The following is a 23,417-nucleotide window of genomic DNA, read 5'->3' as shown; positions in this document are numbered from 1 at the left end:
TCGTCGCTTGATACCACCGGCCGAAATTGATGAGGTCGGATCCGCGACGAGCCATTCCCCAAGGCTCCTCGGGGCCTCGGCCGGGCCGACTCCGGCCACCAGCGCGCCACTCCAGCCGGCGACCGGGGAAGACAGAAAGAGAACCGCAGTGGCTACACGAACACCCTCCGACGCTCGCGAAGCCGTACAGATACCACCGCGTGAGCGGCGCCGTGCGAGGCCGCTGGTCCTTGGGGGATGCCTTCTGGGCCTCGCGCTCGCCGGCGGTTTCGCGATCGTCCAGCAGGTGCGCTACGGGGACCATCAGCCTTCTGATCCGCACGGTGCCATCGCCGTGCCCGCATCGGGACCCGGCACCTTCACCACGGCGCAGGCCACCGGTCAGACGGTCGGCACCTCCGGACCGGTGCGCCGGTATCAAGTGCAGGTGGAGGACGGAGCGGGGGTTCCCGCAGAGCAGGCGGCCGCCGAGATCCAGGTGATCATCGCGGACCCGAGAAGCTGGGCCGCACACGGCAAGGGCCGGTTCCAGCTGGTCGCCGCCGATACGGTTCCCGATGTCACGGTCAAGATCGCCACCCCGAAGACCACCGACCGGCTCTGTGCCTCCGTCGGCGACACCCATGGCGAGCTGAACTGTGAGGTCACCGGTGGCATCGTCGTCAACCTCAAGCGGTGGCTGCTCGGTTCCCCGCAGTACCACGGGCCGGCCACCGAGTACCGGCACCTCATCATCAACCATGAGATGGGACACCTGATCGGCTATCAGCAGCACATGGCCTGTCCCGGAGCGGGCAAGCCTGCACCCGTGATGCAGCAGCAGATCAAGGGCCTTGACGGCTGTACGTCCAACGCCTGGCCCTATACCCGGGAGGGCGCCTTCATCGCAGGCCCACCCGCACCCTGACGGGATATCGGTCCACCCGCGCAGGCGCGCAGCACCCCCGTCGGCACCGGCCGCCGGGGGCACACTGCCCCCATGACGGGGGTCACGCCTGTATGGATCTGACCAGATGGAACACCTCGCGGGCGGCAGAGCATTTGAGGCACTGGACGATTTCGCGCCGGGTCTTGCCCTCCTTGGTGCAGCGCTCGTAGTAGTCCCGGATGCAAGGGCCTCAGCGCAGGCGGGTCCGGGCCGATGAGACATCCATCGCCGTTACCCGCGCACATCCGATGGCTTTGACGGCTACGGGGCTTACAGAACGATGACCCCAGGCCGCACCGACTCGGGCCTGCGGCCGACTGTCCTAGAATCCACGGGGACGTGGCGCCTTGGCGCCATGCCAACTAAGCAGAAATTGGGGCAATTTGTGGGACTCACAGGGGTTCCGCCTGACGAGCTGCTGATAGCGCGTCTCCAAGCGGGTGACGAGGAAGCCTTCGGACTGGTACTGGACGCCTGGTCCGCGGGCATGGCGCGGCTGGCCATGTCCTTTGTCTCGACGCGAGCCACCGCCGAGGAAGTCGTCCAGGAGACGTGGCTCGCGGTGATCCGCGGGATCGACGGCTTCGAGGGCAGGTCGATGCTGAAAACGTGGGTCTACCGGATCCTGGTCAACATCGCCCGGACCCGCGGGGCCCAGGAGCATCGCACGGTGCCGTTCACGAGTCTGCTGCCGGAGGACGAGGGGCCGGCCGTCGATCCGTCGAGGTTCCAGGCGGCCGACGATCCGCACCCGAGGCACTGGACGTCCAGCGGGAAACCGAAGCCGTGGGAGACTCCTGAGGGGCACGCGCTGCGCGGGGAGGCCCGGGTGGTGATCACGGCGGCCCTGGCCGAGCTCCCGGCCCGGTTGCGGACTGTCATCACCCTGCGCGACGTCGAGGGATACGATTCGCAAGAGGTGTGCACGTTGCTGGGGATCTCGCCCGGAAACCAGCGGGTGCTGCTGCACCGGGCGCGGGCCGCTGTCCGTGCCCGCCTGGAGGAGTACTTCGCGTCCTCACAGCCGTTGGCGCTGCGCAGCGGCAGGAGCGGGAGGACCCTGAGCTCATGAAATGCGACGAATTCGTGGACCTGGTCACGGCGTTCCTCGACGGCGCGCTCTCCGCGGAGGAAGAGACCCGCTTCGTCGAGCACCTCGCTCTGTGCGACGGGTGCGAGACATACCTCGCCCAGTTCCGTCGGACCATCGCCACGCTGGGCGAACTTCCCGCCGAGTCGATCTCGGGAGAAGCGCGGAGCAAGCTGCTGACCGCGTTCAAGGACTGGCAGCAGCAGAGCTGAGCCGCCCACCGGGCCGCCTCCCCTCGTCGGCCGAGGCGGTCCCGGCGGGGCCGGAGGTGGGAGCCGCCTAGCGGACGACCGCCAGACCGGACGTGCTGGCCGGGAGGTCGGAGATCAGAGCGGTCGGACTGCCGAGTCGACCGCCGTCCTTGAGCGGAATGGCGTTGACGCGACCCTGGCTCCTGTCCAGGACGAACAGGCTGCGGCCGCCGACCGCAGAGTCGAGCGGGGCGCCACCCGGAGTCGCCGCGGCGCCGTCCACCAGCTTCAGCTTGCCGTCCGCCGTTACAGCGAAGGACGAGACGGTGCCCGAGCCGGCGTTGGACACGTAGGCGTACCGTCCGGCCCCGTCCACGGCCACCCAGCAGGCAGCGCTCTGCCCGGTCGGGATCGCGGGAGTGGTGTTGCGTATGGCGTGCCGAGCCACCTTGTACCCGGTCACGGTGCTGCCGCCCGACTGTCCTCCCTCGGCGTTCGACACCACCGCGACTCCACCGCGTCCGAAGGCGAAGCCATAGGGTGTGGTGCCGGTGGCCGCGGTGGACTTGGCCGGGCCGGGGCGGCCGTGGGCATCCAGCGGCAGGACGTCGATGGTGTTGGTATTGCGTTCGGTCACCACGAGCGCCCGGCCGTCGGGGGTGACGGCGACCTGCGCGGGACTGGAGCCCTGGGACGACAGCGGACGGCTGCCCATCGAGGTCAGGTTGCCGTTCCGCAGCCGGTACGCCGTGACCGTGTCGTCGCCCACGACGTACACGGCGCTGCCGCGGGAGGCCACGCTGATCGGGTTCGCCCCGGTCCTGGCGGTGCCGAGCAGGCGCAACCGACCGTCCGGGCGGACCGCGAAGGCCGACACGCTCGCAGAGCCCCGGTTGACGGCGAACAGTTCGTCGCCGTCGGCGTCGGTGGTCACCGCTCCCTGGGAACCGAGCCCCGCGCCGCTGCCCGTACCGCCCGTGGCGAACGATCCGAGCGGCGATCCGTCGGACCGGAATCCGAGAACGGCATTGCCGTGGGCCGCGTTGCTCTGCACATAGATGTTCGCTGTGCCGTTCCCGTAACGCTCATGGCCCTGACCTCGCTCGGCTGCAGGTGCCGTGAACGCGGTCGCTCCGACGACCGAGGCGGCCGCCGCCGCGGTGCCGATCAGTGTGCGCAACGTTTTTCTACTGGACATCACTGTGCTCCTCAGACTGTTGGCCATGGACCGGCCGTTATGGTGCCGACAACTCGCTGGTGCGCGGACCGCGCCTGATGCGGCGCCGCTCGGCGCACCCCTTGCGACATCAGCTCAGTGTCCGAAGACGGCAAGGCGTTACAGCGCCCGCCGAGTCGTACGCGCCGGCCCCCGCCCGGGAGTGGCCACGGACCGGCGTGGACAGCGGGCGGTGCCCGGTCCGACCGGCGCCGGGCGCGAACGGTTTGAGAGTCGCTTGTAACGCTTGGCTCGCCGGCCGCACTGAGGGGCATGAGCCATGACGACCTGCGTGCGCTGTTCCTGAACTGCACGCTGAAGAAAAGCCCAGAACGCAGCCACACACAGGGCCTGATCGACCTCAGCTCGCAGATCATGAAGAAGCAGGGCGTTGAGGTCGAGCACGTACGAGCAATCGATCACGAGATTGCGACCGGGGTGTGGCCGGACATGACCGAGCACGGCTGGGAGCGCGACGCGTGGCCGTCGCTCTACCAGCGGGTGATGGCCGCCGACATCCTCGTCATCGCCGGGCCGATCTGGCTGGGCGACAACAGCTCCGTCACCAAGCTGGTCATCGAGCGGCTCTACGCCTCCTCGGGCGTGCTCAACGATGCCGGTCAGTACGCCTACTACGGGCGCGTGGGCGGCTGCCTGATCACTGGCAACGAGGACGGCGTCAAACACTGCGCCATGAACGTCCTGTACAGCCTCCAGCACCTGGGATACACGATCCCTCCGCAGGCGGATGCGGGCTGGATCGGAGAGGCCGGGCCAGGCCCCTCCTATCTCGATCCGGACTCCGGCGGTCCCACCAACGACTTCACCAACAGGAACACCACGTTCATGACGTGGAACCTGCTGCATCTGGCGCGGCTGCTCAAGGACGCCGGTGGCATTCCGGCACACGGGAACCAGCGGTCGCAGTGGGACGCCGGGTGCCGGTTCGACTTCGAGAATCCCGAATATCGCTGAGTCAGCAACGAAAGGCTGAACATGACCACCGCGCCTGTCCCCACCTGTGCCTATCCGGACTGCACCAATCCGCCCGAGCCGCCCGCACCCGACGCCCAGGGTCCGGCGCCCCGCTATTGCCGGCACCCCGACCACAACGCGCTCGGCGCGTTCAGGAAGTTCCGTGCCAAGCGGACACAGCGCAAGGAGGACAAGCACGCGGCAGCCACGGCCAAGAAGGCGGCCAAGGAGGAGGCGAAGGGCGGCCGGGCGCCGGTCGTCGAGCTTTCGTCGCACGCCGCTTTCGAGCAGGTCGCCGCTCCCGGTGCGGCGCCGAGTGCGCTCGGGCAGATGCCCGCCGCCGAGGCGTTCGACCAGGCGCCGATGGCAGCCGTAGCCGACGAGCTTTCCATGATGGGAGTCGACGGGACCCCTGCCGCGCAGTCACGCGACGCCCTCGTCGCGCTCATCAACCAGCTCGCCACCGACCTGCCCGCCTACATCGAAGAGCTCGCGATCATCACGGACTCCGCGGCAGCCGAGGCCCGAATCGAGACCGTCACCCGCGCCTGTGCGCAGCGCATCCTGTCCGCCGAGCAGCGCGCCACGCTCGCCGAGGAGGCGGGCGACATGGCCGTCGCCGAACTCGATGCCGCAGAGCGGAAGTTCACCGAGGAAGCCACTGCGATCCGCACGGCGACGGACCGCCAGATGGCAGACGCCGAGTTCGACCGGGCCGAGTTGGAGCGCCACCGCGAGCGTGTCGGCAAGCTCGAGATCAGGCTCGACGCCATCCGCGACGAGGCCGATGAGTTGCGTCGTGAGAATTCCACGCTCTCCATCGAAATCGAGCGCCTGCGCCCCGCGAAGCAGGACTGACGTCGGCGAAGTGCTCCTGCTGGATCCGGCCTCCGCCTCGACCACGACGCGAAAGCAGTCAAGGTCGAAGCGGAGGTCGACGGTGTGCGAGGTGTCGTCAGATAGCAGCTCCGGAGTGCTGGAACCGACCTCTGTAGGGGGCTAATGTCTGCTGGTCCTGAGGTAAGGAGCCGTCCCACACCGGTGTTGGGCTGCTGGGGGGCGAAGCAAGCTGACAAGAGGTGGGCATGTCGCGGGGATGGAAGATCACGGTGCTGGTGGCCGCGGTGGTGGGCATCGCATCGACAGACCCTTGACCTGCCTCCTGGCTTGCCCATCTCCACCATCCGCACTGACGGCGGGAAGAACCAGCCATCGGCGATGTCCGCCTTCACCCGCCGACGGCCCTCCGCTGGTAGGACATGTGGGGCTGTGCCGGACCGAGTTGCAGGTAGAAGGGGTCGCGAGTCCCGCCCATGGGTCTGGATCAATGTCGAGGAGTGCGGCCCGGCCGGGCGAGGGCGACCCGCGGAAGTCCCGCGTATGGGAGGGCCGGCATGCCCCAGTGCGATGAAGGGCTCGCCAACCCGGCTGCCCCACAACGGAACTGGCAGCCGATCGTGCAGCCATCCGATCCGTTTCCCGTCGCCAATCCGGACAAAGCCTTACAGTCGTCTGCATGGGGGCGAACGGTCCGGACGGACTGGAGGGAAAGTCGGGCATTCTTGCCTGCTGGCCGGATCCCGATGCATTCGTGCTAATTGAGGGCGTACTGCTGCGATTCCCTGTGGCGGCGCTCTTCGGCACGCTGTCAGCGCCGGGAACACCGGTCGAATTGAGAGCCGACGCGGAGCGGGGGCGGCTTACCGCCGTAGTCCTGGCGGCCGCGGACGACGGCCCGAGAGGACGGATGGAGCGGCCATGAGCATGGATCATGCCCAGGGTTCGGCGCAGTCGGCAGGCCTCGGCGCCGGACTCGACGAGCGGCAGCCCGTTCTCATCGTGCTGGACACCTCCGGCTCCATGGGCCGACCGGCGGAGCACCCCCGCATCGATGACCTCAACCGGGCACTGGGCACCATCTTCCGGGACATCGCCGCCGATCCAAGGCTGCGGTCACGAGTGGAGATCTGCCTGCTCTCCTTCGGCACCGACACCCAGGTGTACGACGTCGCCGGCGCCCGGATGGTGCCCGCCGACACCGCGGTGACGTCCCGCGCCTTCGCGGGGGTGGACGCGCTGGTCCCACCAACCCTGACCGCGGACGGCTACACCCGGATGGTGGACGCACTGGAGTTCGCGCTCGAGCTCGGCCGGTGCCGCCACGAGGAGCTCACGGCCCAGTGCGTCCCGGTGCTGCGCCCGCTCATCTGGCTGGTGACCGACGGCGCCCCCAGTGACGAGCACGGCCGGCCCCTCCAGGCAACGGAACTGGCACCGTTCGCGACGCGAATGCGACGGAGCGAGGCGAGTGAGGTCGGCGGCGTCCTCTTCACCGTCGGGGTGCGCGGCGCCGACCGGGACATGCTGGCCGTACTGGCGCCCCGTGGAACGGTCATGCTGGAAGGGCTGGACTTCAAACAGATCCTCAGCTGGGCCCTCGTCAGCTCGGACAGGGTCGGGGGGCAGGAGTCGGCTGAGGACATCCACAGCATGGTCGCTGAGCAGGCGGCGATGCGTGCCGAGCTGGAGGCCCTCGAGGAGGAACGGCGCTAGTGCCCGGGTCCGAACAGCAGCGCCGCAGCAGAATCGTGGTGGCGGGAGCGATGGTGCAGGGAACAGCGCACCTGGCGAACGCAACCGCCTGTCAGGATGCTTTCCGGTCGTTCCGGGTCGACGCCCGCACCGTCGTCCTCGCTGTCGCCGACGGTGCGGGGAGCAGGTCGCGGGGAGCTCTCGGCGCCCATCTCGCCGTCGACCTGGCCTGCGATCTGCTCCGGTCCGGCATCCCGGCGGCCGAGGCCGACGGATCCAGCTGGACCGGCTGGGTCAGCGAGCGCGCTCGAGCCGTGGTGGACGCCTGGAACGAGGCCGTGGACGCTCTGGGCGCGCCACTTCTGACGGACTGCCAGGAGGGTCCCGAAGCGGCGCGGTCGCCCGTAGCACACCGCTCCGCGCGCGACCAGTGCGCGAGCACGGTCGCCGCCGCGCTGCTGCGTCCGCCCTGGGTGGCCTTCCTGTCCCTGGGCGACTCATTCGGTGTCGTGCTGACGCGCGATCAGCTCGACCCGCGGGCTGTGGAACGCTGCCACCTGGTACTGCCCCCGCAGGCGTCGCCGGACCGCAGCACGGTGTTCCTGTCCTCGCCCACCGCACGGGCGCGGGTCCGATCGTTCGCCCTGCGGGACGACGAACTGAGCGGGGTGGTACTGGCCACCGACGGCTGTCTACCGCTGGCCCTCGACCATCCTTCGGTACGCGGGCTCCCCCCCGGAGCCGGACCGCTGCCCGCACCGGGCTTCTACCATTCGCTCTCCACCATGCTCCGGGCCAACGGCGGCCACGGGGAACCCCTGCGCGCACTGCTGTCAGGACCTGGGGCCGCGCGCAGCGGCGACGACCTGACGGTCCTGGGCGCGGTCCTGACAGCCGAGCCGGCGGAACCGCTCCGGTGACCTGGATCAGCACGCCCGACGGCCGCCGACTGCGGCTGGGCACACTGGTGGGCAGCGGCTCGTCGGGGCTGGTGTACCCGGTGGAGGAGCAGCCGGGCCTGGTCGCCAAACTCGTGCCGTGCTGCGGGGATCAGGTGCACTACCGGCGCCGGATCGAACGCCTGGTACGGCGTCGGCAGGAGCCCCGAACCGCACTGCTGCTGGGCCGGCCGCCGAACCGGTTCTCCTGGCCGCTGGCCCTGGTGACCACTGATCGCGGCGTGCCCGGCTATGTGATGCGGGACATGAGGGTGCACTACCGGCCCATGGACCAGCTGCTCAGGCCCGCGGCCCGGAGCGAGAGCCTGCCGGAGGCGACCTGGGCCACCGGTCTCGCCGCTGCGGCATCGCTGGCCGGACTGCTCGCCGACCTGCATCGGTGCGGCTATGTGGTGGGCGACCTCAAGCCGGACAACCTGTGGGTCGACGAGCGTGGCGCGGTGGGTCTCTCCGATGTCGACTCGCTGCAGTTCACCGACCGGGGAGAGCTGTTCCGCTGTGAGGCCCGCACCCCCGGCTACACCGCGCCGGAGGGACTCGCGGCCGTCCAGCCCGGGCCGCCTTCATCGCCGCCGACGCCCCGGTCCGACTGCTTCGTGCTGGCCGTGCTGGTGCACCAGCTGCTCTGCAACGGTCTGCATCCCTTCCACGGGTACCCGGCGGACCAGGAGCGCTATGTCTCGTTGGACGACAATCTGCGACACCGTCGCTGCCGACTGCTGGACCCGGCGTCGCTCCTGCTGTCGAGCCGGACTCCTCCGCTCGACGTGCTGCCGAGGGCGACCGCCGCCCTGATGCGGTGCGCCTTCGCCGACACGGGCCGCGGCGGATCCGCCGGGCGTCCCGACGCCGCCGCCTGGGCAAGGCACTTGAGGGAGCAGGCGGCTCCGGAGCGGATCAGGGTGTGCCCATCCTTCGACAACCACCTCTTCACCGTCGAGCGGCCCTGGTGCCCGTGGTGCGACCTGGACCAACGCCGAGGCGTGGGCTATCCCGCTCCGCGACCGACGCCGGAACCGAACGGGAGCCGAGTGCTGTGATCTTCGAGGACGAGTCCGTCTACCCCGACCTCCGGGTGAGTCGAACGCTTGAACAGTGCGGCGTGCTGGGCCCGGGGCAGCGTGCCGTGGTGTGGGTTCAGGGCTGCCCGTTGCGCTGCCCCGGCTGCCTCGCCCAGGAGACACTCGCCTTCTCCGGCGGAGAGGTGCGCTCCGTACCCGAACTCGCCGACTGGCTGGTCGGACTGGCATCGGTGCAGGGCGTCACCTTCTCGGGCGGCGAACCATTCAGTCAGGCCCGTGGTCTGGCTGATCTGCTGGACTCCGTCAGGGCCCGCCGTCCGGACTTCTCCGCGATGGCCTACTCCGGATTCCGCCTTGAGGCGCTGCGCCGCGGCACCGAGGGCCAGCGCTCGCTGCTCGAACGGCTCGACCTGCTGGTGGATGGCTCCTACCAGGCCGCGAGGCAGGGGAACATCCGCTGGCGCGGATCCGCCAATCAACGTCTCCTTGCGCTTACGGAGCGCTACGCTGAGTGGACCCGGCTGCCGGACATCGGCGCGGGCATCGAAGCGTCCCTGGACAGGGACGGAACTCTCACTTGGTCAGGGGTGCCGCCCACAGCCGGTTTTCGGGAGCAGATCGAAACTTCGTTGGCGGAAAGCGGATACGTCGTGGGGACCGTGTCCGGGGAGCCGTCCGTCGACGAACAGGGGGAGCAATGAGTGGTTCGCCGAAGTACAGCACCGTCGTGGTCGACGCGAGCATCCGACTGGCCGAGGCTGCCAGACGGGCCGAGCAGGAAGCGCTGCGCCGTCGCCGGGAGCAGGAGCGGGCGGCGCAGCGAGCCCGCGCTGCGGCGGCGCGTGCGGCCGAGCGGAGCAGACGCGACGCAGAACGCGCAGCGGCACGACAGCTCCAGGACCAGTCACGCCGCGGACAGGCGCTGCGTGAGCGCACCCGCGTGGGCGCCGCCGAATTAGCCGAGGTGACCGACCTGATCACCGGCCTGCGCGGAGTCGTGGACCCCGGCGTCGTCAGCGAACTGGAGTCGGAGGCTGCAGGCCTCGCCGAACACCTGCGCGTCGGCGGCGTTCGGACCGTCGACGGGGCGACGGCCTCACTCCGGACCCGGGTGCTGCGGCATCAGGAGGCCATGCGGGCCCGGCTCGCCCCTCAGGAGGGACCAGAGCTGATCGCCGGCCTCGAAGCACGGCTGGCCGCGGCGCGAGCGCGCGCGGCCGTCCTCGACCCGGGCGGCCACGCCGACTGCGGAAGGCTGCTCGCGGAGCTGCGGGCCGCCTTCGAGCAGGGCGCCACCGTGCGCTTCCAAGCGCTGCGGGGCACAGTGGAGCACGCCCTGCGACGTCATGCCGACGCCGTCGCACGGGCGGAGGCCGCGGAACGCGCGGAAGCCGAACGTGCGGAGGATAGGCGGGAGCGCGGCCTGGCCCAAGAGGCACTGCGGGCCGAAGCCGCCGAGCAAGCCGAGCAACACCGTGCGGAGGCGCTGGCGGAGGCGGCCGAGCGTGCGGAACTGTCGCGCCCGGCGGTCATCGCCGCCATCGCGGATGCGACCGAGGCCGGAGACCGTTCCCTGGCAGTGGAGTTGACCCAGGCCATCCGCGCCGTCGACACGGCCGCGGCGGCCGGCGACCTCGGCCAGGCGCTCGATGCCGTGGCCGGACTCGAACAGCTACTTCCCCGGGCCGAGGCTCGCCTGGACGAGCTGCAGCTCGAGCACGACCGGCGGATCCGTCTGGCCCGAGCCCTGCAGGTGGCCATGGCGAATGCCGGTCTTGAGCACATGGGGCAGCCGGACCTGGGCAATGAGCTGGTGCTGCGGTTCCAACGGAAGGGGGGCGCCGTCTACACCACCACGATCGGCAGTCGCCCCGACGGCTCCCCGCTGCTGACCTACCGCATCGAGGGCGAGACGGACGTCCCCGTTACGCAGTCGGCCGCCGAGTCCTCCTGCGACAGCACCGAGAAGCTGCTCGACCGGGTACACGCGGCCGTGGCCGACAGCGGCTTCCGCCCCGGTGAGGTGGTCTGGCGCGGCAAGCCGTTAGGGCGCGGCCCGCAGCGCCCTGTCACGACCGAGGTCCGGACCCGGAGGTCGCAGTGAGCACTCCTGGAGTACAACGTCCCTCCGTCGCACCGGACTTCATGCCCGACTGGGCACTCGGCCTGGTGTGGGAGATGCGCCGGGGCCGCCAGGTGATCATCAGCGGCCAGGTGCGGGACCGGTGGTGGCTGCGGCGGCGCCCGGCGGCGCTGCAGGAACTGCTCTGCGGCGTGCTGGCAGCCAGTGGCGCCGAGGCGGTGGGCTGGTGGACCCCGGTGGACGGCCTGACCTTTCCGGTACCGCAGCACCGCAGCCGCTTCGACGAGTTGGTGGCGTCACTACCCCCGCTCGACCACACGGACGCAGCCCCGGCCAACGCGGACGAGGAGCAGGACCTGTTCAGTGAGGGTCCGTCAGGCCAGGATCCGTTCGCCCCTGAGCCTTTCGGTCAGGACCCATTCCCGCAGGCGGGTGGAGCACCTGCGCTGCCCGGGGACGGTGCCCCGACCCGCCGCGGAGAGGCCCGTCGGGCAGCCAGGGCCGGTCTGCTCGCTGCCGCCCGTGCACCCAAACTGACCTTGCTGGAGGACGTCACCGCGGTGGTGCGCCGGCTGGCGGCCAGCCCGGACAGTGCGACGGCCTTCGTCTTCCAGGATGTCGACCTGGCCCTTCCGCCCCATGACCCCGGATACGACCTGGGCTTCCTCAGGCTCCGCGCCGCGATGGACGGGGCGGTCGTGCCGCACGCGGTCGAGGCGAAGCCCTCGGCGCCGCAGCCGCGCAACCCGGTCCTCGTGGTCACCGGCGACCTGTCCCGGCTACCCGACTGGTTCAGCAAGGAGGATCCACGCATCGCGACACTGGCAGTCGGGCGACCCGACCAGACCGAGCGCAGGCTCTGGCTGTCGATCCTCGGCCAGAGCTTCAACGGCATCGAGACGGCCACCACGGCCGAGATCGAGGCCATCGTCGGCGCGACGGACGGGATGGCGGCCTGGGACCTGGACGCACTGGCAAAGTCCTCCTACCTGCGCCGGACGCCGATCCAGGAACCCGTGAAGCTGTTGGAGTCGCACCGCCTCAATGTGAGCGTCGACCCCTGGAGCCAGCTCGACCGCGACCGGGTGGTGAAGGCGGGGGAACGGCTGAGCGAGTCGGTGCTGGGCCAGCAGTGCGCGGTGGCCCAGGTCGCCGACGCCCTGCAGTCGGCCTATGTCGGCGTCGGATTCGGTGAGTCAGGGGCGGCACGCCCCCGGGGCGCGCTCTTCTTCGTCGGACCGACCGGCGTCGGCAAGACCGAACTGGCCAAGGGCGTGGCCAAGCTGATCTTCGGCGATCCCAGCGCCTACGCCAGGTTCGACATGAGCGAGTACCAGCAGGAGCACTCGGCGGAGCGCCTGGCCGGGGCCCCGCCCGGCTTCACGGGCCACGACCAGGGCGGCGAGTTGACCCGTCGGATGCAGGAACGGCCTTTCAGCGTCCTGTTGTTCGACGAGATCGAGAAGGCCCACCCGACCGTGCTCGACAAGTTCCTGCAGATCCTGGAGGACGGCAGGCTCACGGACGGCCGCGGCCAGACGGCGTACTTCTCCCACTCTCTGATCATCTTCACCTCCAACACCGGGGCGGACCGGCTCGCCGATCTGCTGGCCTTCGAGGAGGAGGGCGGCGAGCCCTCGTACGAGACGCTGGAGACGCACTTCACCGAAGCGGTGGAAGCGAAATTCAGCGCCATCGAGCGGCCTGAGCTCTTCGGTCGGCTGCGCCCCGGCGTGGTGGTCTTCGACATGCTGCGCCCCGAGTACATCTGCGAGATCGCCGACCGGCTGCTCGCCCAGCTCGCCGCCTCCGTCCTGGAGCGGCAGCAGGTCACGGTCGGCTACGACCGCAGCAGCATCCACGCGTGGATCCTCAAGCGGATGCAGGCCCCGGAGCGGCGCGCCTACGGCGGACGGCAGATCCGCAACGAGTTGGAACTGATCAAGGGCGAGATCGTGCGGCACTTCGTTGGCTCGCCCGCTGTACCCGGAGCGCGGATCGATGTGAGCATGGTCGACGGCGCCGTCCAGGTGTCCCTGTCCGGCACCGACTCCCCTTCAGGCCACAGCTGGGGGGTCGAGTAGGCGTGCACGGCATCGATCTGGGCGGAAGCCACGGGCGGATCGCCTGGCAGGCGGACCACGAGGTGGTGGTCGCGGATCCGGCCGACAGCCGCTCGGGATGGGTCTCGGCGCGGTTCACGGCGGCCGAGAACGCGGCAGCGAGGCTGGACCGGCTGCTCAGGCTCGCTGAAAGCTACGGCAGCGAGCCGCCCCGGGACGTGGTCCTGCCCACTTCCCTCCTCGCACCCCGGGACCGGGCGCTCCGCAGAGCTGTGGAGGAGCGCGGCCTGAGGGTGGCACTGAGCCTGCCCGAACCCGTGGCCGTGGTCGTGCACTACGGCGCCGTGGTGGACGGCGGCCGGAGTGTGCTCATCGTCTGCGACCAGGGCGCCACCAGGACCGAGCTCACCCTGGTCCGGGTCGGCGCCGAACGCACCGTGTGGATCGAGGAGACGGTCGTCGTCCCGGTCGGCGGCGATACCTGGGACGCCGCGATCGCCCGGCAACTGTCGGCCCAGCTGAACCCAGGCCTGCTGGGCGCCCAGCGCGACCAGCAGATCGAGCTCGCGCCGTTGGCGGGGACCCTTCGGCGGGAGGTCGACCGCAGCGGCACGGCCGTACGCAGGGAGATCCGGCAGGGTGGTTCGGACGCGGTCGTCGAGCTCGACCCCGCGTCCCTCAGCCGTCTGCTCGACCCCTTGCGCCGCCAGACCGTCGACGCCGCCCTGGCCCTCCGGGACCGGGCCAGAGCCCGTTCCGGCGAGGAGCCGACAGCGCTGCTCCTGGCCGGAGGGCTCTCGGAGACGCCGGGTACGGCCGAGTTGTTCGAGGAGCGGCTCGGCATCTACGTGAGGACGCAGGATCCCCGTTCCGCGGCGGCTCGCGGACTGGTCCTCGCTCCCGGCCTCGGGCTGCTGCGGGTCCGTCAGGCCGACCAGGACCAGGACCGACCGTCCGGCCCGGGGCCCACCAGGGCTCAGGACCCGGAGCCGCCGGCCCCCACCGTCCCCGATCCCGAACCACCGGGGCCTGCGGCCACGCATCCGCCACGGAGAGCGCAGCCGCCGCAGCCGTCCGAACGGCCCGTGACGCCTGAGCCGCCACGGCCGGCCCCTCAGCCCCAGCCTCAGGATCTACCGCCCCGTCCTGAACGGGAGACCCCGCCGCAGCCGTGCGGGCAGGCACCGCCGCCCGTTGCCGAACCGGCTCCTGACTCGCGCGACGACGGCCGTTCCGGACTCGTCGGCTGCCCGGTGGGCGATCTCCAGGCGGTGCGCCGCGGAAACCACCTCCTCGTGCTCTGGGTCTGGCCCCAGGAGAGCCTGAGCGCGACGGTGCGCTGGCATCTCGACTCGTCGCCGTCCGCCCCGGCGCAGCCGGGATCCGGTGAGGCTGTCTGCTCGCGCCGCGTCTACGAGTACGACGGCGGATTCGAACTGGCGCTCGGCCCCGGCGCCGTGACGCTGACGGTGGAAGCGCTGGCACCTGCGCAGGACCCGGACTGGTCTCAGGAACCCTCCAGCGTGCACCTGCCCGCGGAACTGCCGCTGGTGAGCTACGAGCCCCGGGTCCGGCGCTGGGGACGGCTCGCATCCGTGTCGTTCAGCAGCGACTCCCCGTGCCGCCTGCCGGCGCTGAACGTCGTGCACGCCGTCGGCGGCTACCGCCCGACCAGCCCGAGCGACGGGACGGTGCTGATGGAGGTCCCCGCGCAGCCCTTGCGCCCCGGTCTGCCCCTGGTCGTCGAGTTCCCCTTCCCACCCACCCGTTCGACGTCCTGGCTGGTCTGCTTTCCGGTCCATGAGGAGGTCGAGGACGTCGACCTGCGCCCGACGGCGCTGTCACGTCTGAGAGTGACCTGAATGGCCAAGTTGATCGCCTGCCCATACTGCTACGAGACCTTCTCACCCCGGAAGATCAAGTTTCGCTGCAACAGCCGGTTGAGCCGCAGCAACAAGCGCTGTGCACGCGAGCACGACCCGGTACTGGCGGCGCGCCGCAGCGGGGCCACGGGCGAGACCGGCATCGTCTTCGAGGCCGACGGCCGCAGATCGACGGCTCTGTGTCCGACCTGCGACAACGAGACCACCTACCGAATCTGTCCGATCTGCCACAACACCCTGCCGGCCCAGTTCGGCATGGTGGAGAACAAACTGATAGCGATGGTGGGCGCGCGGAACTCGGGCAAGACGGTGTTCATGACCGTGCTGCTGCACGAGCTGATGAACCGGGTCGGCGAGAACTTCGGCTCCGCGCTGATGCCGGCCGACGACGAGACCACGAAGCGTTTCGGCACCGACTACGAGAACACTCTGTACCGCGAGGGCCGGCTGATGGGCGGGACCAGTTCGGCCGCAGCGGTTGGGGCGGTCGACCTGTCCGGCAGCCACGGCGCCGACCTGGACAGCAGGGTCGATCCGCTGGTCTTCCGGTTCGGGCTGACCAGGCAGACCCTCCTCGGCCCCCGGCCGCAGAACGTGGTGCTCTCCTTCTTCGACACTGCCGGCGAGGACTTCAACTCCTTGGAGAAGGTGCAGGTCCACACCCGTTACCTGGCCAACGCCGACGGCATCATCCTGGTGATGGACCCGCTGCAGATGCCGGGCGCCAGGGCACAGGCCCTCCCCGGCACGCTGCTGCCGGGCGCCGAGAACACCGAGGCGGCCGAGAACGTCCTCAATCGAGTCACCGAAATGCTGCTCGCCCGCAGCAGAAAGAACGCTCTGATCAGCACTCCGGTGGCGGTGGTCTTCTCCAAGATGGACGCGCTGTGGCACACCTTGGAGCGCGGTAGTCGACTGGCCGCCCAACCGTCCAGGACCGGGCGCTTCGACGTGGCCGACAGCCGGGACGTCCACGAGGAGGTGCGAGACCTGCTCCGGACCTGGCACGGCGTCTCGCTCGACCAGACCCTGCGGACCGGCTACGCCCGCTACCGCTACTTCGGCGTCTCGGCGCTGGGCCGCACCCCTACCGCGGACTCCCGTGTGGCCAGAACCGGAATCCAGCCATACCGGGTCACCGAGCCGCTGCTCTGGCTGCTCAGCGAGTTCGGCTCAGTCCCCAAGCAGGGTCGGGGATGAGATGGCCTTTCAGCAGCTCTACTACACCTCTTGCGAGCACGGGTTGAGCGGCTTCTCCGGCTATCAGTTCAACGCTGTGAGCGAGCACGCGACCGAGGATGTCAGACGCAGGGTCGAGGCGCTGAGCCTCTACGAGCCGCCGAAGGCACTGGCCTACTCGGAGACCCCGGAGGAACTGGCGCGCTGCCCCGTCAACCTGTGCTTCGTCCCGGGAGACGAGGTCAGTGTGGCGACGTGCGTCCGCTACGTGGGCCAGGACCCGTCCCACCGGTTCGGCAACTACTTCGCCCATGCGCTGAGCAGTCCCGCGTTCGAGGCGGACCTGGGGTCGCTGCTGCCGATCGAGCTGTGGGACGCGCCCTTCTGGTCGTCCCTGCCGACCACGGACAGCCGTCTGCCGGAGTTGTCGGCGCCGCCGCCTTCCGGCCGGTTGACGCCCGGGAGCGTCCGGTGCTTCCTCGCCGGCCATTCCTGTCGCACCCTGCTGCCGCTGCTGCTCGCGGCGGTGATGGCGGCCTTCTCCGAGCAGCGGTCAGTACTCGTGGTGGACGCCACCACCGAAGACATCGCCCACTGGTTCGCCGCCGTCAGTTATCTGATGCCACCACGGCTGGCCCGCAGGCTCGCCTTCGCCACCTATCTCAGCAGGCCGGACCGCAGCCGACTGCACCTGATGGGGACGGTGCCCGGAGCCCGCTCCGGGATCGCCCCCGAGAACCGGTCGGAGTATTACGTCTTCGACTTCACCGCCGGATTGCACCCCGATCTCGCGATCCCCCCGCTGGCGCGGCTGCTCGCCGGGATCGACGTGGACGAGGCCCGCTCGTTCTGGTCCTGGACCGAGGAGTACGTCGACGGAACCGAGCGGGAGCCGGTGCACTGGTATCCCCCGGCGGTGGCCGCGGCCGCGGCCAGCAGCGCGGAGCTCGGCGCCGAGGACATCGCGGCCGTGGTGCACTGGCTGGCCGGGGCCGACCACCTGTCCGGGCCGATCAGAGCCGCAGTCGCCCTGGACGTCTACCGCCGCGGTGGGCTCACGGTCGCGCAGCTGGAACTGCTGGGCGCGGTCTGTCGCCGGGCCGGCGACCAGGCGCTGCTGGAGCAGGTGCAGTCGGACCTGCTGGAGATCCGACTGTGCCGCTACCTGGAGCGCTCCCCCGAGGCCGAACGGCCCACCCCGTACACGAACCCGTCACTGCGGGAGCTAGCACGCTCACGCTGGGGCGAACTCCTGGTTTCCGCACGGCCTGCGGAGGCGGTCCGCCTGCTGCACTGGGCCCTGCTGAGCGACCTCTGCCCGGACAACGCGCTGGTGGCCAGAGCCAGCGAGCAAGCCCTGCTGGGATTGCTGTCCACGGCGGTGACCGACGCAACGATCAAGCAACTCGCCGGCGAGCTGGGCGACCTAGCGCGGCAGTGGTCCGCGTTCCGCCGCGGCGTCGTCGGAGCGCTGGACCGGCAGTCCCTCGACCGACCGCACCAGTTCCCCGCGCTGTTCGACGAACTGCCGGAGGGGCTGCTACAGGAGGACGACTTCCAGGACCTGCCGACGCTGCGCGAGCAGTTCCTCATCGCCGGTGCAAAAGGAAGCGGCGCGAACCGGATGCGGCTGCTGATCCGGCTGCTCGGGCTGCGGCCGGCGGGCGTGCTCGAGCAGAAGACCCTGGAGCAGCTGTGGCCAAGGCAGCGCTGGACCCGCGCCGAAGCGCTGGCCCTGGCCCTGGAGCTGCCTTCGCACATCCGGCCCGGCAAGCTGGTGAACTGCTGGTTCTCCGCGGTCCTCCGGGCCGAGTCGCACGACGATGACGACCTTCGCACGGCCCTGGCCCTGTGCCGGGCCATGGCGCCCCGCTCCAAGGCCGACTGGCTGGACCAGGCAGGACGGCGGGCGGTCGAGGCGGTGATCGCCTGCGACGACCGGCTCGAGGGGGCCGCGAACGCGAGCGAGTTGCTTCCGGTGCTCAAGGAGCTGACGGCAACGGCAGCGCCGCTGGTGCGGTCACTGGTGGAAGCGCGCCTGCCCAGGGCCCTGCTCTCGCGGCCCGCCGAAGTGCAGGACATCCGACGACTGCTGACCAGTCAGCACCACACCGTCAGCCGGTCGTACCTGGAGCTGGCAGTAGATCTTCTGCGCGCGCCCGAGTATCCCTCCGTGGATCACGTGCTGGCCCTGGCGGACTGCCGCTGGTCTCCGATCGCTGGCGGCTCGGACGCGTCGGACATGCTCATCCGACAGATCCTGCTGAGAGTCGTGCCCACCTCATGGCCGCGCGACGCGCTCCTGGTCCTCGCGGGGCCGGCCGCCGGCATCCACCCCGAGTACGGCCAGTGGCTCAGGGACGCGGCCGCGCAACGGGGCCCCAAGCCGAAGCGCCTACACCTTCCCTCCTTCCCCTTTGGCCGCAAAGGGACGAAGCGGTCCGATCAGGCCGCCCCCGAGGAAGGATGACGACCGGATGGCCGAATTCCTGACGACTGTCCTGCTGGGCGCGCTCTACTGCGTCGGCCTCGCGCTCTTCGCCGCGTTCGCGCCGGTGCTGGTCCTGGGGCAGGCGCTGGTCCTCGTCGCCGTCCTGATGAACAACCACCGGCAGGTCGTGCACGGGGTGATCCGACTGCGGACGCCCAAGTTCGAGACGATCGCCCCCTACCTACCCGCGACCGAGGCCGAACCTGCCTTCCGCCAGTACTTCTTCGGACCGGCGACCCGCGACCTCCACCAGATCGCCACTCTGACCAGGATCCGCTACGGGCGCGAGGTCGACGACCAGTTCCGGAAGACGTACGCCCGCTATGTGCTGGACGACGACCTCTCGCCGCTGTGGGGCGTACCGGTCTGGACGGCCATGGTGCTGGGGCTGCTCCTCGGCGCCCTCGTCGGCGCAGTCCTGACCGCCCTGCTGGTCCTGGCCCAACTGCTCCTGGTGCTCCTGCTGCAAGGCGCCGCGAGGACCGCGGCCGGTTCGCTGCGCTCCCTGGACCGCGCGCTACTCAAGGCCAGGAGGCTGCATGAGGGACTGCTTTGTCCGCACTGCTACGAGCGGGTGCTGCTGCCGGTCTACCTCTGCTCGTCCTGCCCCAATCGGCATGCGGACCTCAGGCCCGGCCGCTATGGGATCGTCCGCCGGCGCTGCGGCTGCCGGGTCCTGCTGCCCACCACCACGGCCGGGGGCCGTCATCGGCTGCAGGGGTACTGCACCTGGTGCGACGAGCCGATGAGCGCCGAGGCGGGCGGTGTGGTCGAGTCGGTGCTGCCCCTGGTCGGCGGTCGCGCCGCAGGAAAGACCAGGCTGATGGCGGCGATGCTGACGTCCCTGCACGACACCGCCGCGGCCGGGGGCCGGGCCGTGGTGCCGGCCGACCGGGAGACCCTGGAGCACTACACGGTGCTGCGCGAGGTCCTTGCCATCAACGGGCACACCATGGGTACCCAGCGAACCCTCCCCTCGGCCCACTCCGTCCTGCTTGGCCAGCGCAGTTCCAAGCGGCTGGTGCATATCTTCGACGCGGCAGGCGAGTTGCTGACCACCAGGGAGGACTCGGACGCGCTGCGCTACTGCCGACACGCGCGGATCTTCCTGTTCGTTCTCGACCCCCTGGCCGTGGAGGCGTTCTGGAACGGGCTTTCGCCCGTCGAACGGTCCCGGGTCGACCCCACCCTGGCTTCCGACGTCCGACCTACGCTGATCTTCGAGCAGACGGTGAAAGCGGTCCTGTCGATGGGCACGGACCTGCGGCGGTGCCGGCTCGCCGTCGCCGTCAGCAAGCGGGACCTGCTGGTGGGGTCGGTACCGGAAGGCGGCCTCGACACCGACGGGGCCGTCGCCGACTGGCTCGACCACCGACTCGGTCTTGGGCCGCTGATCCGTTCCATGCGCCAGGAGTTCGGCGAGGTCCGCTTCTTCCTGACCGCCGCCGTGGTGGACCAGCAGGGCCTGACCGACTTCAGCATCAACGCCCTGGCCGCCTGGTGCCTTGACGGCAGACCGCCGACGGCACACCGCTGATTCCCCGGACAAGGAGCATCCCCACCACATGTCTGGCGAGCACGTGTCGGCGCACGACGCGAACATTCCCCCGGAACGGATCGAGGAGGTCCTGGCGGCGGACCGCAGGGCCCTGCTCCGCGCACCGGCCGGCGGGGGCCGCTTCACCGCGTTGGGCAATATGGCGATGAGTCACTATGCCCGCTACCAGATCCGGGGAAGCGCCCGCGACCTGGACTCCGCCATCGACTACACCCGGAGGGCACTGGCAGAACTGCCGCGTACGGCCGGTCTGCAGGAGCAGCGATGGGACGTCATGGAGAACCTCGGCAGCCTGCTGTCCACCCGCGATACTCCCGCGGACCGGCGGGAGGCCCGGCGGCTGTTCACCGAGTGCCTGCGCGGCAGGGCCGCGCCCGGCACCGAGGCCCACGCCCTGCTGCGCGGACAGCTCGGCCTGCTCGCGATGTCCGACCTGCTGGCCGACGGCGATCCGGCGGCAGCCGACCGCTGCGTCGACGACCTCAGGTACGCGGTGCGGTTCCTGCCCGGGGAGAGGCCGGAGCAGCTGATCTACCGCGCCAACCTGGCGACCGCGCTGCTGAACCGCTACCAGCGGGCGGAAGGTGCGGACGACGACCTGGACGCGTCGCTGGAGCTCTTCGACGGCATTGTCGCCGAAACCTCCGCGAGCAGCACCGTCGACCTCGACGGCCTGGTACCCGGCCTGGTTGCCTCGCTGCGGGTGAACCTCCCCGCGCTGCTCCATGTGCGCTACATGGTGCAGGGGCGTCCGGCCGACCTGGAACGTGCCAGGAGCCTGGCAGCGGGTGTGCCGGACTCGGCGGCCGGTGTCGGCGCCTGGCAGCTACAGGGGGAGGCGCTCAACCTGGAGGCGAACATCGCCTTGGCCGAGTACACCAGGACCGGCGGCATCAGCGAACTCGAACGGGCCCTGGTCGTCCAGCGCAGGGCGCTGGAGTCGCTGCGGCCGGGTGACCACCGGCTGGTGGACACGCTGCTCAACCTCAGCTTCCTGCACCACCGCAGGCACGGGGGGCTGCTCAGAACCGACAGGGTCCGGGCCCGAACGGATCTGGCCGAGGCCCTGGCCCTGGCCCGACGGGCCATGGACGCACCGCTCACCGCCAGGGAACTCCCACTCGTGCGCGGCATGCTGGGCAGCGTCCTGCTCAGCTGCTGGCTGCTCGGTTCCGTCCCGGAACCCGCCGCCCTCGACGAGGCAGAGGCCCTGGTGAGGTCCACGATCGAGGACCCGGCCTGCGACCACCGCACCCGGACGAGCATGCAGGGGACGCTGGCCGACATCCTGACGGCCCGTGCCGTCAGGGACGGCTCCACGGCCGACCTCGCTTCGGCGCTCGAACTGCTGTATGGGGTACGGGAGGAGAAGGAGGGCGCAGCGCAGGCCATGGCCACGGTCGGCATCGCCAAACTGCTCCTGGACCGGGCCGAGGCCACAACCCGCCCCGGGCACTGGGCGGAGGCCAGGGCGGAGGCCGCGGACGCCTGCCGGGCGCTCGCCGGGCGCTCCGCGTGGAACACCTTCGAGCTCGCTCGGAAGTGGGGGAACGCGGAATGGCGGGCCGCGGGCCGGGCGGTCGCCGGATCCGGACTGGTCGACCTGGACCATCTGGACCACGCCGGGGTCGCGTTCGGCCTGGCTGTCGAGTCCTTGCACCAGATCGCCGGCGCCCAGCTCCTCAGGGAGCACAAGGAACACTCGGCCCGCACCGCTGCGGGGGTGAGCCTCCGCTGCGCCTATGCCCAGGCGGCCGGAGGCTCCGCCGAGGGCCTGCGGCGCGCAGTGGTCACCCTGGAGACGGGCCGTGCCCTGATGCTGTCGGAGATGCTGGAGCGGGAACGGGGCGATCTGGAGCGCCTTCCCGGACTCGGCCACGGCGGCTTGCTGGCAGAGTACCGGTCCTGTGCCCGACTCCTCGCCGCGCTCGAAGGACAGATCCTGACCGGGCCCCCGCCCGCCGGGCCGGGACTGGCGGGGGCTGATCCGCTGCCGGCGCTGGACGAGGCGCGTCGAGCCCTGACCCGATCCGTCCAGCAGGTCCAGCAGGTGCTGGGGTACGAGGACTTCATGCGTCCGCCGCGGTTCGAGGCACTGGCCGCCGTCGCCCGCAACGCGGGTGAGCCGCTGGTCTATCTGGCCGCCACGGACCTCGGCGGAATGGCGCTGCTGCTCCGGCCCGAGGACCCGGACCGGGTCGTCCTGGTGGCGCTGCCGCACTTCACCTCAGACTTCGAGGAGGAAGTCGCCACGGCCTGGAGGTCGGCCACTGCGGAGGAGGCCGACGAGGACGCCGCGGAGGAGGTCTGCGACGCGCTCTCACTCAGGCTGTGGACGGGGGTCATGGGCCCAGTGGTGAAGGTGCTCGGCGGCTACGCGGGCGCGGTGCTGATCCCCACCGGTCGGCTCGCGACGGTCCCGCTGCACGCCGCAGGGACGTCCGATCCCGGCGCGGTCACCGGGCGCCGCCATGTGATCGACCATCTGGCGATCCGTTACGCACCCACCATCCGGGCTCTCGGCACGGCCCAGCAGAGGCTCCGGTGGCTGCCCGACCGTGAACTCCGACTCCTCGCCGTACAGGAACCCTCCGCCGCCGGTCTTCCCGCCCTGGACGCGGCCAACGACGAGGTGGCTGCGGTCTGCTCCTGGTTTCCCGGACGGGTGAGCGCGATGCTGGACGGCGGGTCCGCCACTCGGGAGCAGGTGCTGGCCGCCCTCGGCGACGCCACGGTCCACCACTTCGCTTGCCACGCCTTCTTCGACCCGGCCCACCCACTCGACGGTGGCCTGATGATGGCGGATGAGGAGCGGATCACCGTGCGCGACCTGCTGGCCTCTGGGAGGATCAGCAGCCGACTGGCCACGCTCTCGGCCTGCGCCACCGGCGTGGTCGACGGCGAACTGCCGGATGAGGTGGTGAGTCTGGCGACGGCTGTGCTCCAGGCCGGCGCGGCGGGAGTGCTCTCCTCGCTCTGGGAGGTCGACAGTTCGGCGACAACGGCGCTGATGACCCGGTTCTACGAGGGATGGCGACGCGACCGGCTCCCGCCGTCCCAGGCCTTGCGAAGGGCGCAGCTGTGGTTCCGCGACTCCGACAACGCTGCCAAGCACGCCGCCCTGCCCACGGTGGAGATCTTCGCACCGCCTGCCGACATGTCCGCGGAGACGCATGCCGCCTGGGGCGCGCAGCGCGAGGACTCCGGGCCGCTGTCCTGGTCGGCGTTCTTCCACACCGGAAGGTAG

General features: G+C 70.5%; 17 protein-coding genes. 16 read left to right on the top strand and 1 reads right to left on the bottom strand.

The features are described from left to right. Positions 1-334 precede the first annotated feature (334 nt). From LNW72_RS41760 to LNW72_RS32125, 3 genes are all read left to right on the top strand, one after another. Positions 335-907, top strand: coding sequence for a DUF3152 domain-containing protein (locus LNW72_RS41760; protein ID WP_250978573.1), 573 nt, complete (start codon positions 335-337; stop codon positions 905-907). A 406-nt stretch (positions 908-1,313) separates the two neighbouring features. Then, positions 1,314-2,000, top strand: a complete 687-nt coding sequence (locus LNW72_RS32130) for an RNA polymerase sigma factor (protein ID WP_250978572.1) — start codon at positions 1,314-1,316, stop codon at positions 1,998-2,000. Continuing rightward, the gene (locus tag LNW72_RS32125) at positions 1,997-2,230 is read left to right on the top strand and encodes a zf-HC2 domain-containing protein (RefSeq protein WP_250978571.1); all 234 of its coding nucleotides are present in this window, start codon (positions 1,997-1,999) and stop codon (positions 2,228-2,230) included. The genes LNW72_RS32130 and LNW72_RS32125 overlap by 4 nt, the downstream gene beginning before the upstream one ends. A gap of 67 nt (positions 2,231-2,297) precedes the next feature. On the opposite strand, the gene LNW72_RS32120 is transcribed toward LNW72_RS32125, so the two are convergent. After that, positions 2,298-3,407: a beta-propeller fold lactonase family protein gene (locus tag LNW72_RS32120; RefSeq protein ID WP_250978570.1), complete on the bottom strand. Its 1,110-nt coding sequence runs from the start codon at positions 3,405-3,407 to the stop codon at positions 2,298-2,300. A gap of 291 nt (positions 3,408-3,698) precedes the next feature. Here LNW72_RS32120 and LNW72_RS32115 point away from each other — a divergent pair, with 291 nt between their 5' ends. The 13 genes from LNW72_RS32115 (at position 3,699) to LNW72_RS32055 (ending at position 23,417) form a co-directional block, all read left to right on the top strand. After that, the gene (locus tag LNW72_RS32115) at positions 3,699-4,400 is read left to right on the top strand and encodes a flavodoxin family protein (RefSeq protein WP_250978569.1); all 702 of its coding nucleotides are present in this window, start codon (positions 3,699-3,701) and stop codon (positions 4,398-4,400) included. A gap of 21 nt (positions 4,401-4,421) precedes the next feature. Beyond that, positions 4,422-5,258 (top strand): hypothetical protein, encoded by an 837-nt coding sequence (locus tag LNW72_RS32110; RefSeq protein ID WP_250978568.1) that lies wholly within the window; start codon positions 4,422-4,424, stop codon positions 5,256-5,258. 900 nt (positions 5,259-6,158) lie between these two features. Then, a complete protein-coding gene (locus tag LNW72_RS32105; protein ID WP_250978567.1) occupies positions 6,159-6,953 on the top strand; it encodes a hypothetical protein in 795 nt (264 codons plus the stop codon). After that, positions 6,953-7,852: a protein phosphatase 2C domain-containing protein gene (locus tag LNW72_RS32100; RefSeq protein WP_250978566.1), complete on the top strand. Its 900-nt coding sequence runs from the start codon at positions 6,953-6,955 to the stop codon at positions 7,850-7,852. Before LNW72_RS32105 ends, LNW72_RS32100 begins: the two co-directional genes overlap by 1 nt. Next, positions 7,849-8,931, top strand: a complete 1,083-nt coding sequence (locus LNW72_RS32095; protein ID WP_250978565.1) for a hypothetical protein — start codon at positions 7,849-7,851, stop codon at positions 8,929-8,931. The genes LNW72_RS32100 and LNW72_RS32095 overlap by 4 nt, the downstream gene beginning before the upstream one ends. Next, entirely contained in the window at positions 8,928-9,614 is a 687-nt protein-coding gene (locus LNW72_RS32090; protein ID WP_250978564.1) for a 4Fe-4S single cluster domain-containing protein, read from the top strand. Before LNW72_RS32095 ends, LNW72_RS32090 begins: the two co-directional genes overlap by 4 nt. Further along, complete coding sequence (locus LNW72_RS32085; protein ID WP_250978563.1) at positions 9,611-11,017, top strand: hypothetical protein; 1,407 nt, start codon at positions 9,611-9,613, stop codon at positions 11,015-11,017. Before LNW72_RS32090 ends, LNW72_RS32085 begins: the two co-directional genes overlap by 4 nt. Before the next feature lie 41 nt (positions 11,018-11,058). After that, the gene (locus LNW72_RS32080; protein ID WP_250978562.1) at positions 11,059-13,080 is read left to right on the top strand and encodes an AAA family ATPase; all 2,022 of its coding nucleotides are present in this window, start codon (positions 11,059-11,061) and stop codon (positions 13,078-13,080) included. A 2-nt stretch (positions 13,081-13,082) separates the two neighbouring features. Continuing rightward, positions 13,083-14,921: a hypothetical protein gene (locus tag LNW72_RS32075; protein WP_250978561.1), complete on the top strand. Its 1,839-nt coding sequence runs from the start codon at positions 13,083-13,085 to the stop codon at positions 14,919-14,921. Next, on the top strand, positions 14,922-16,142 hold the full coding sequence (locus LNW72_RS32070) for a hypothetical protein (RefSeq protein WP_250978560.1): 1,221 nt from the start codon (positions 14,922-14,924) through the stop codon (positions 16,140-16,142). A 1-nt stretch (position 16,143) separates the two neighbouring features. Continuing rightward, the gene (locus tag LNW72_RS32065) at positions 16,144-18,591 is read left to right on the top strand and encodes a GTPase-associated protein 1-related protein (protein WP_250978559.1); all 2,448 of its coding nucleotides are present in this window, start codon (positions 16,144-16,146) and stop codon (positions 18,589-18,591) included. A 7-nt stretch (positions 18,592-18,598) separates the two neighbouring features. Then, positions 18,599-20,149, top strand: coding sequence for a hypothetical protein (locus tag LNW72_RS32060; protein WP_250978558.1), 1,551 nt, complete (start codon positions 18,599-18,601; stop codon positions 20,147-20,149). Positions 20,150-20,177: 28 nt separating this feature from the next. Continuing rightward, positions 20,178-23,417 carry a CHAT domain-containing protein gene (locus tag LNW72_RS32055; protein WP_250978557.1) on the top strand — a complete coding sequence of 1,080 codons (3,240 nt, stop codon included), beginning with the start codon at positions 20,178-20,180 and terminating at the stop codon, positions 23,415-23,417.

Origin of the sequence: Streptomyces sp. RKAG293 (assembly GCF_023701745.1) — a bacterium.
In the GTDB taxonomy this organism is placed as follows: domain Bacteria; phylum Actinomycetota; class Actinomycetes; order Streptomycetales; family Streptomycetaceae; genus Actinacidiphila.
This window is presented reverse-complemented; position numbering and strand designations above follow the sequence as displayed.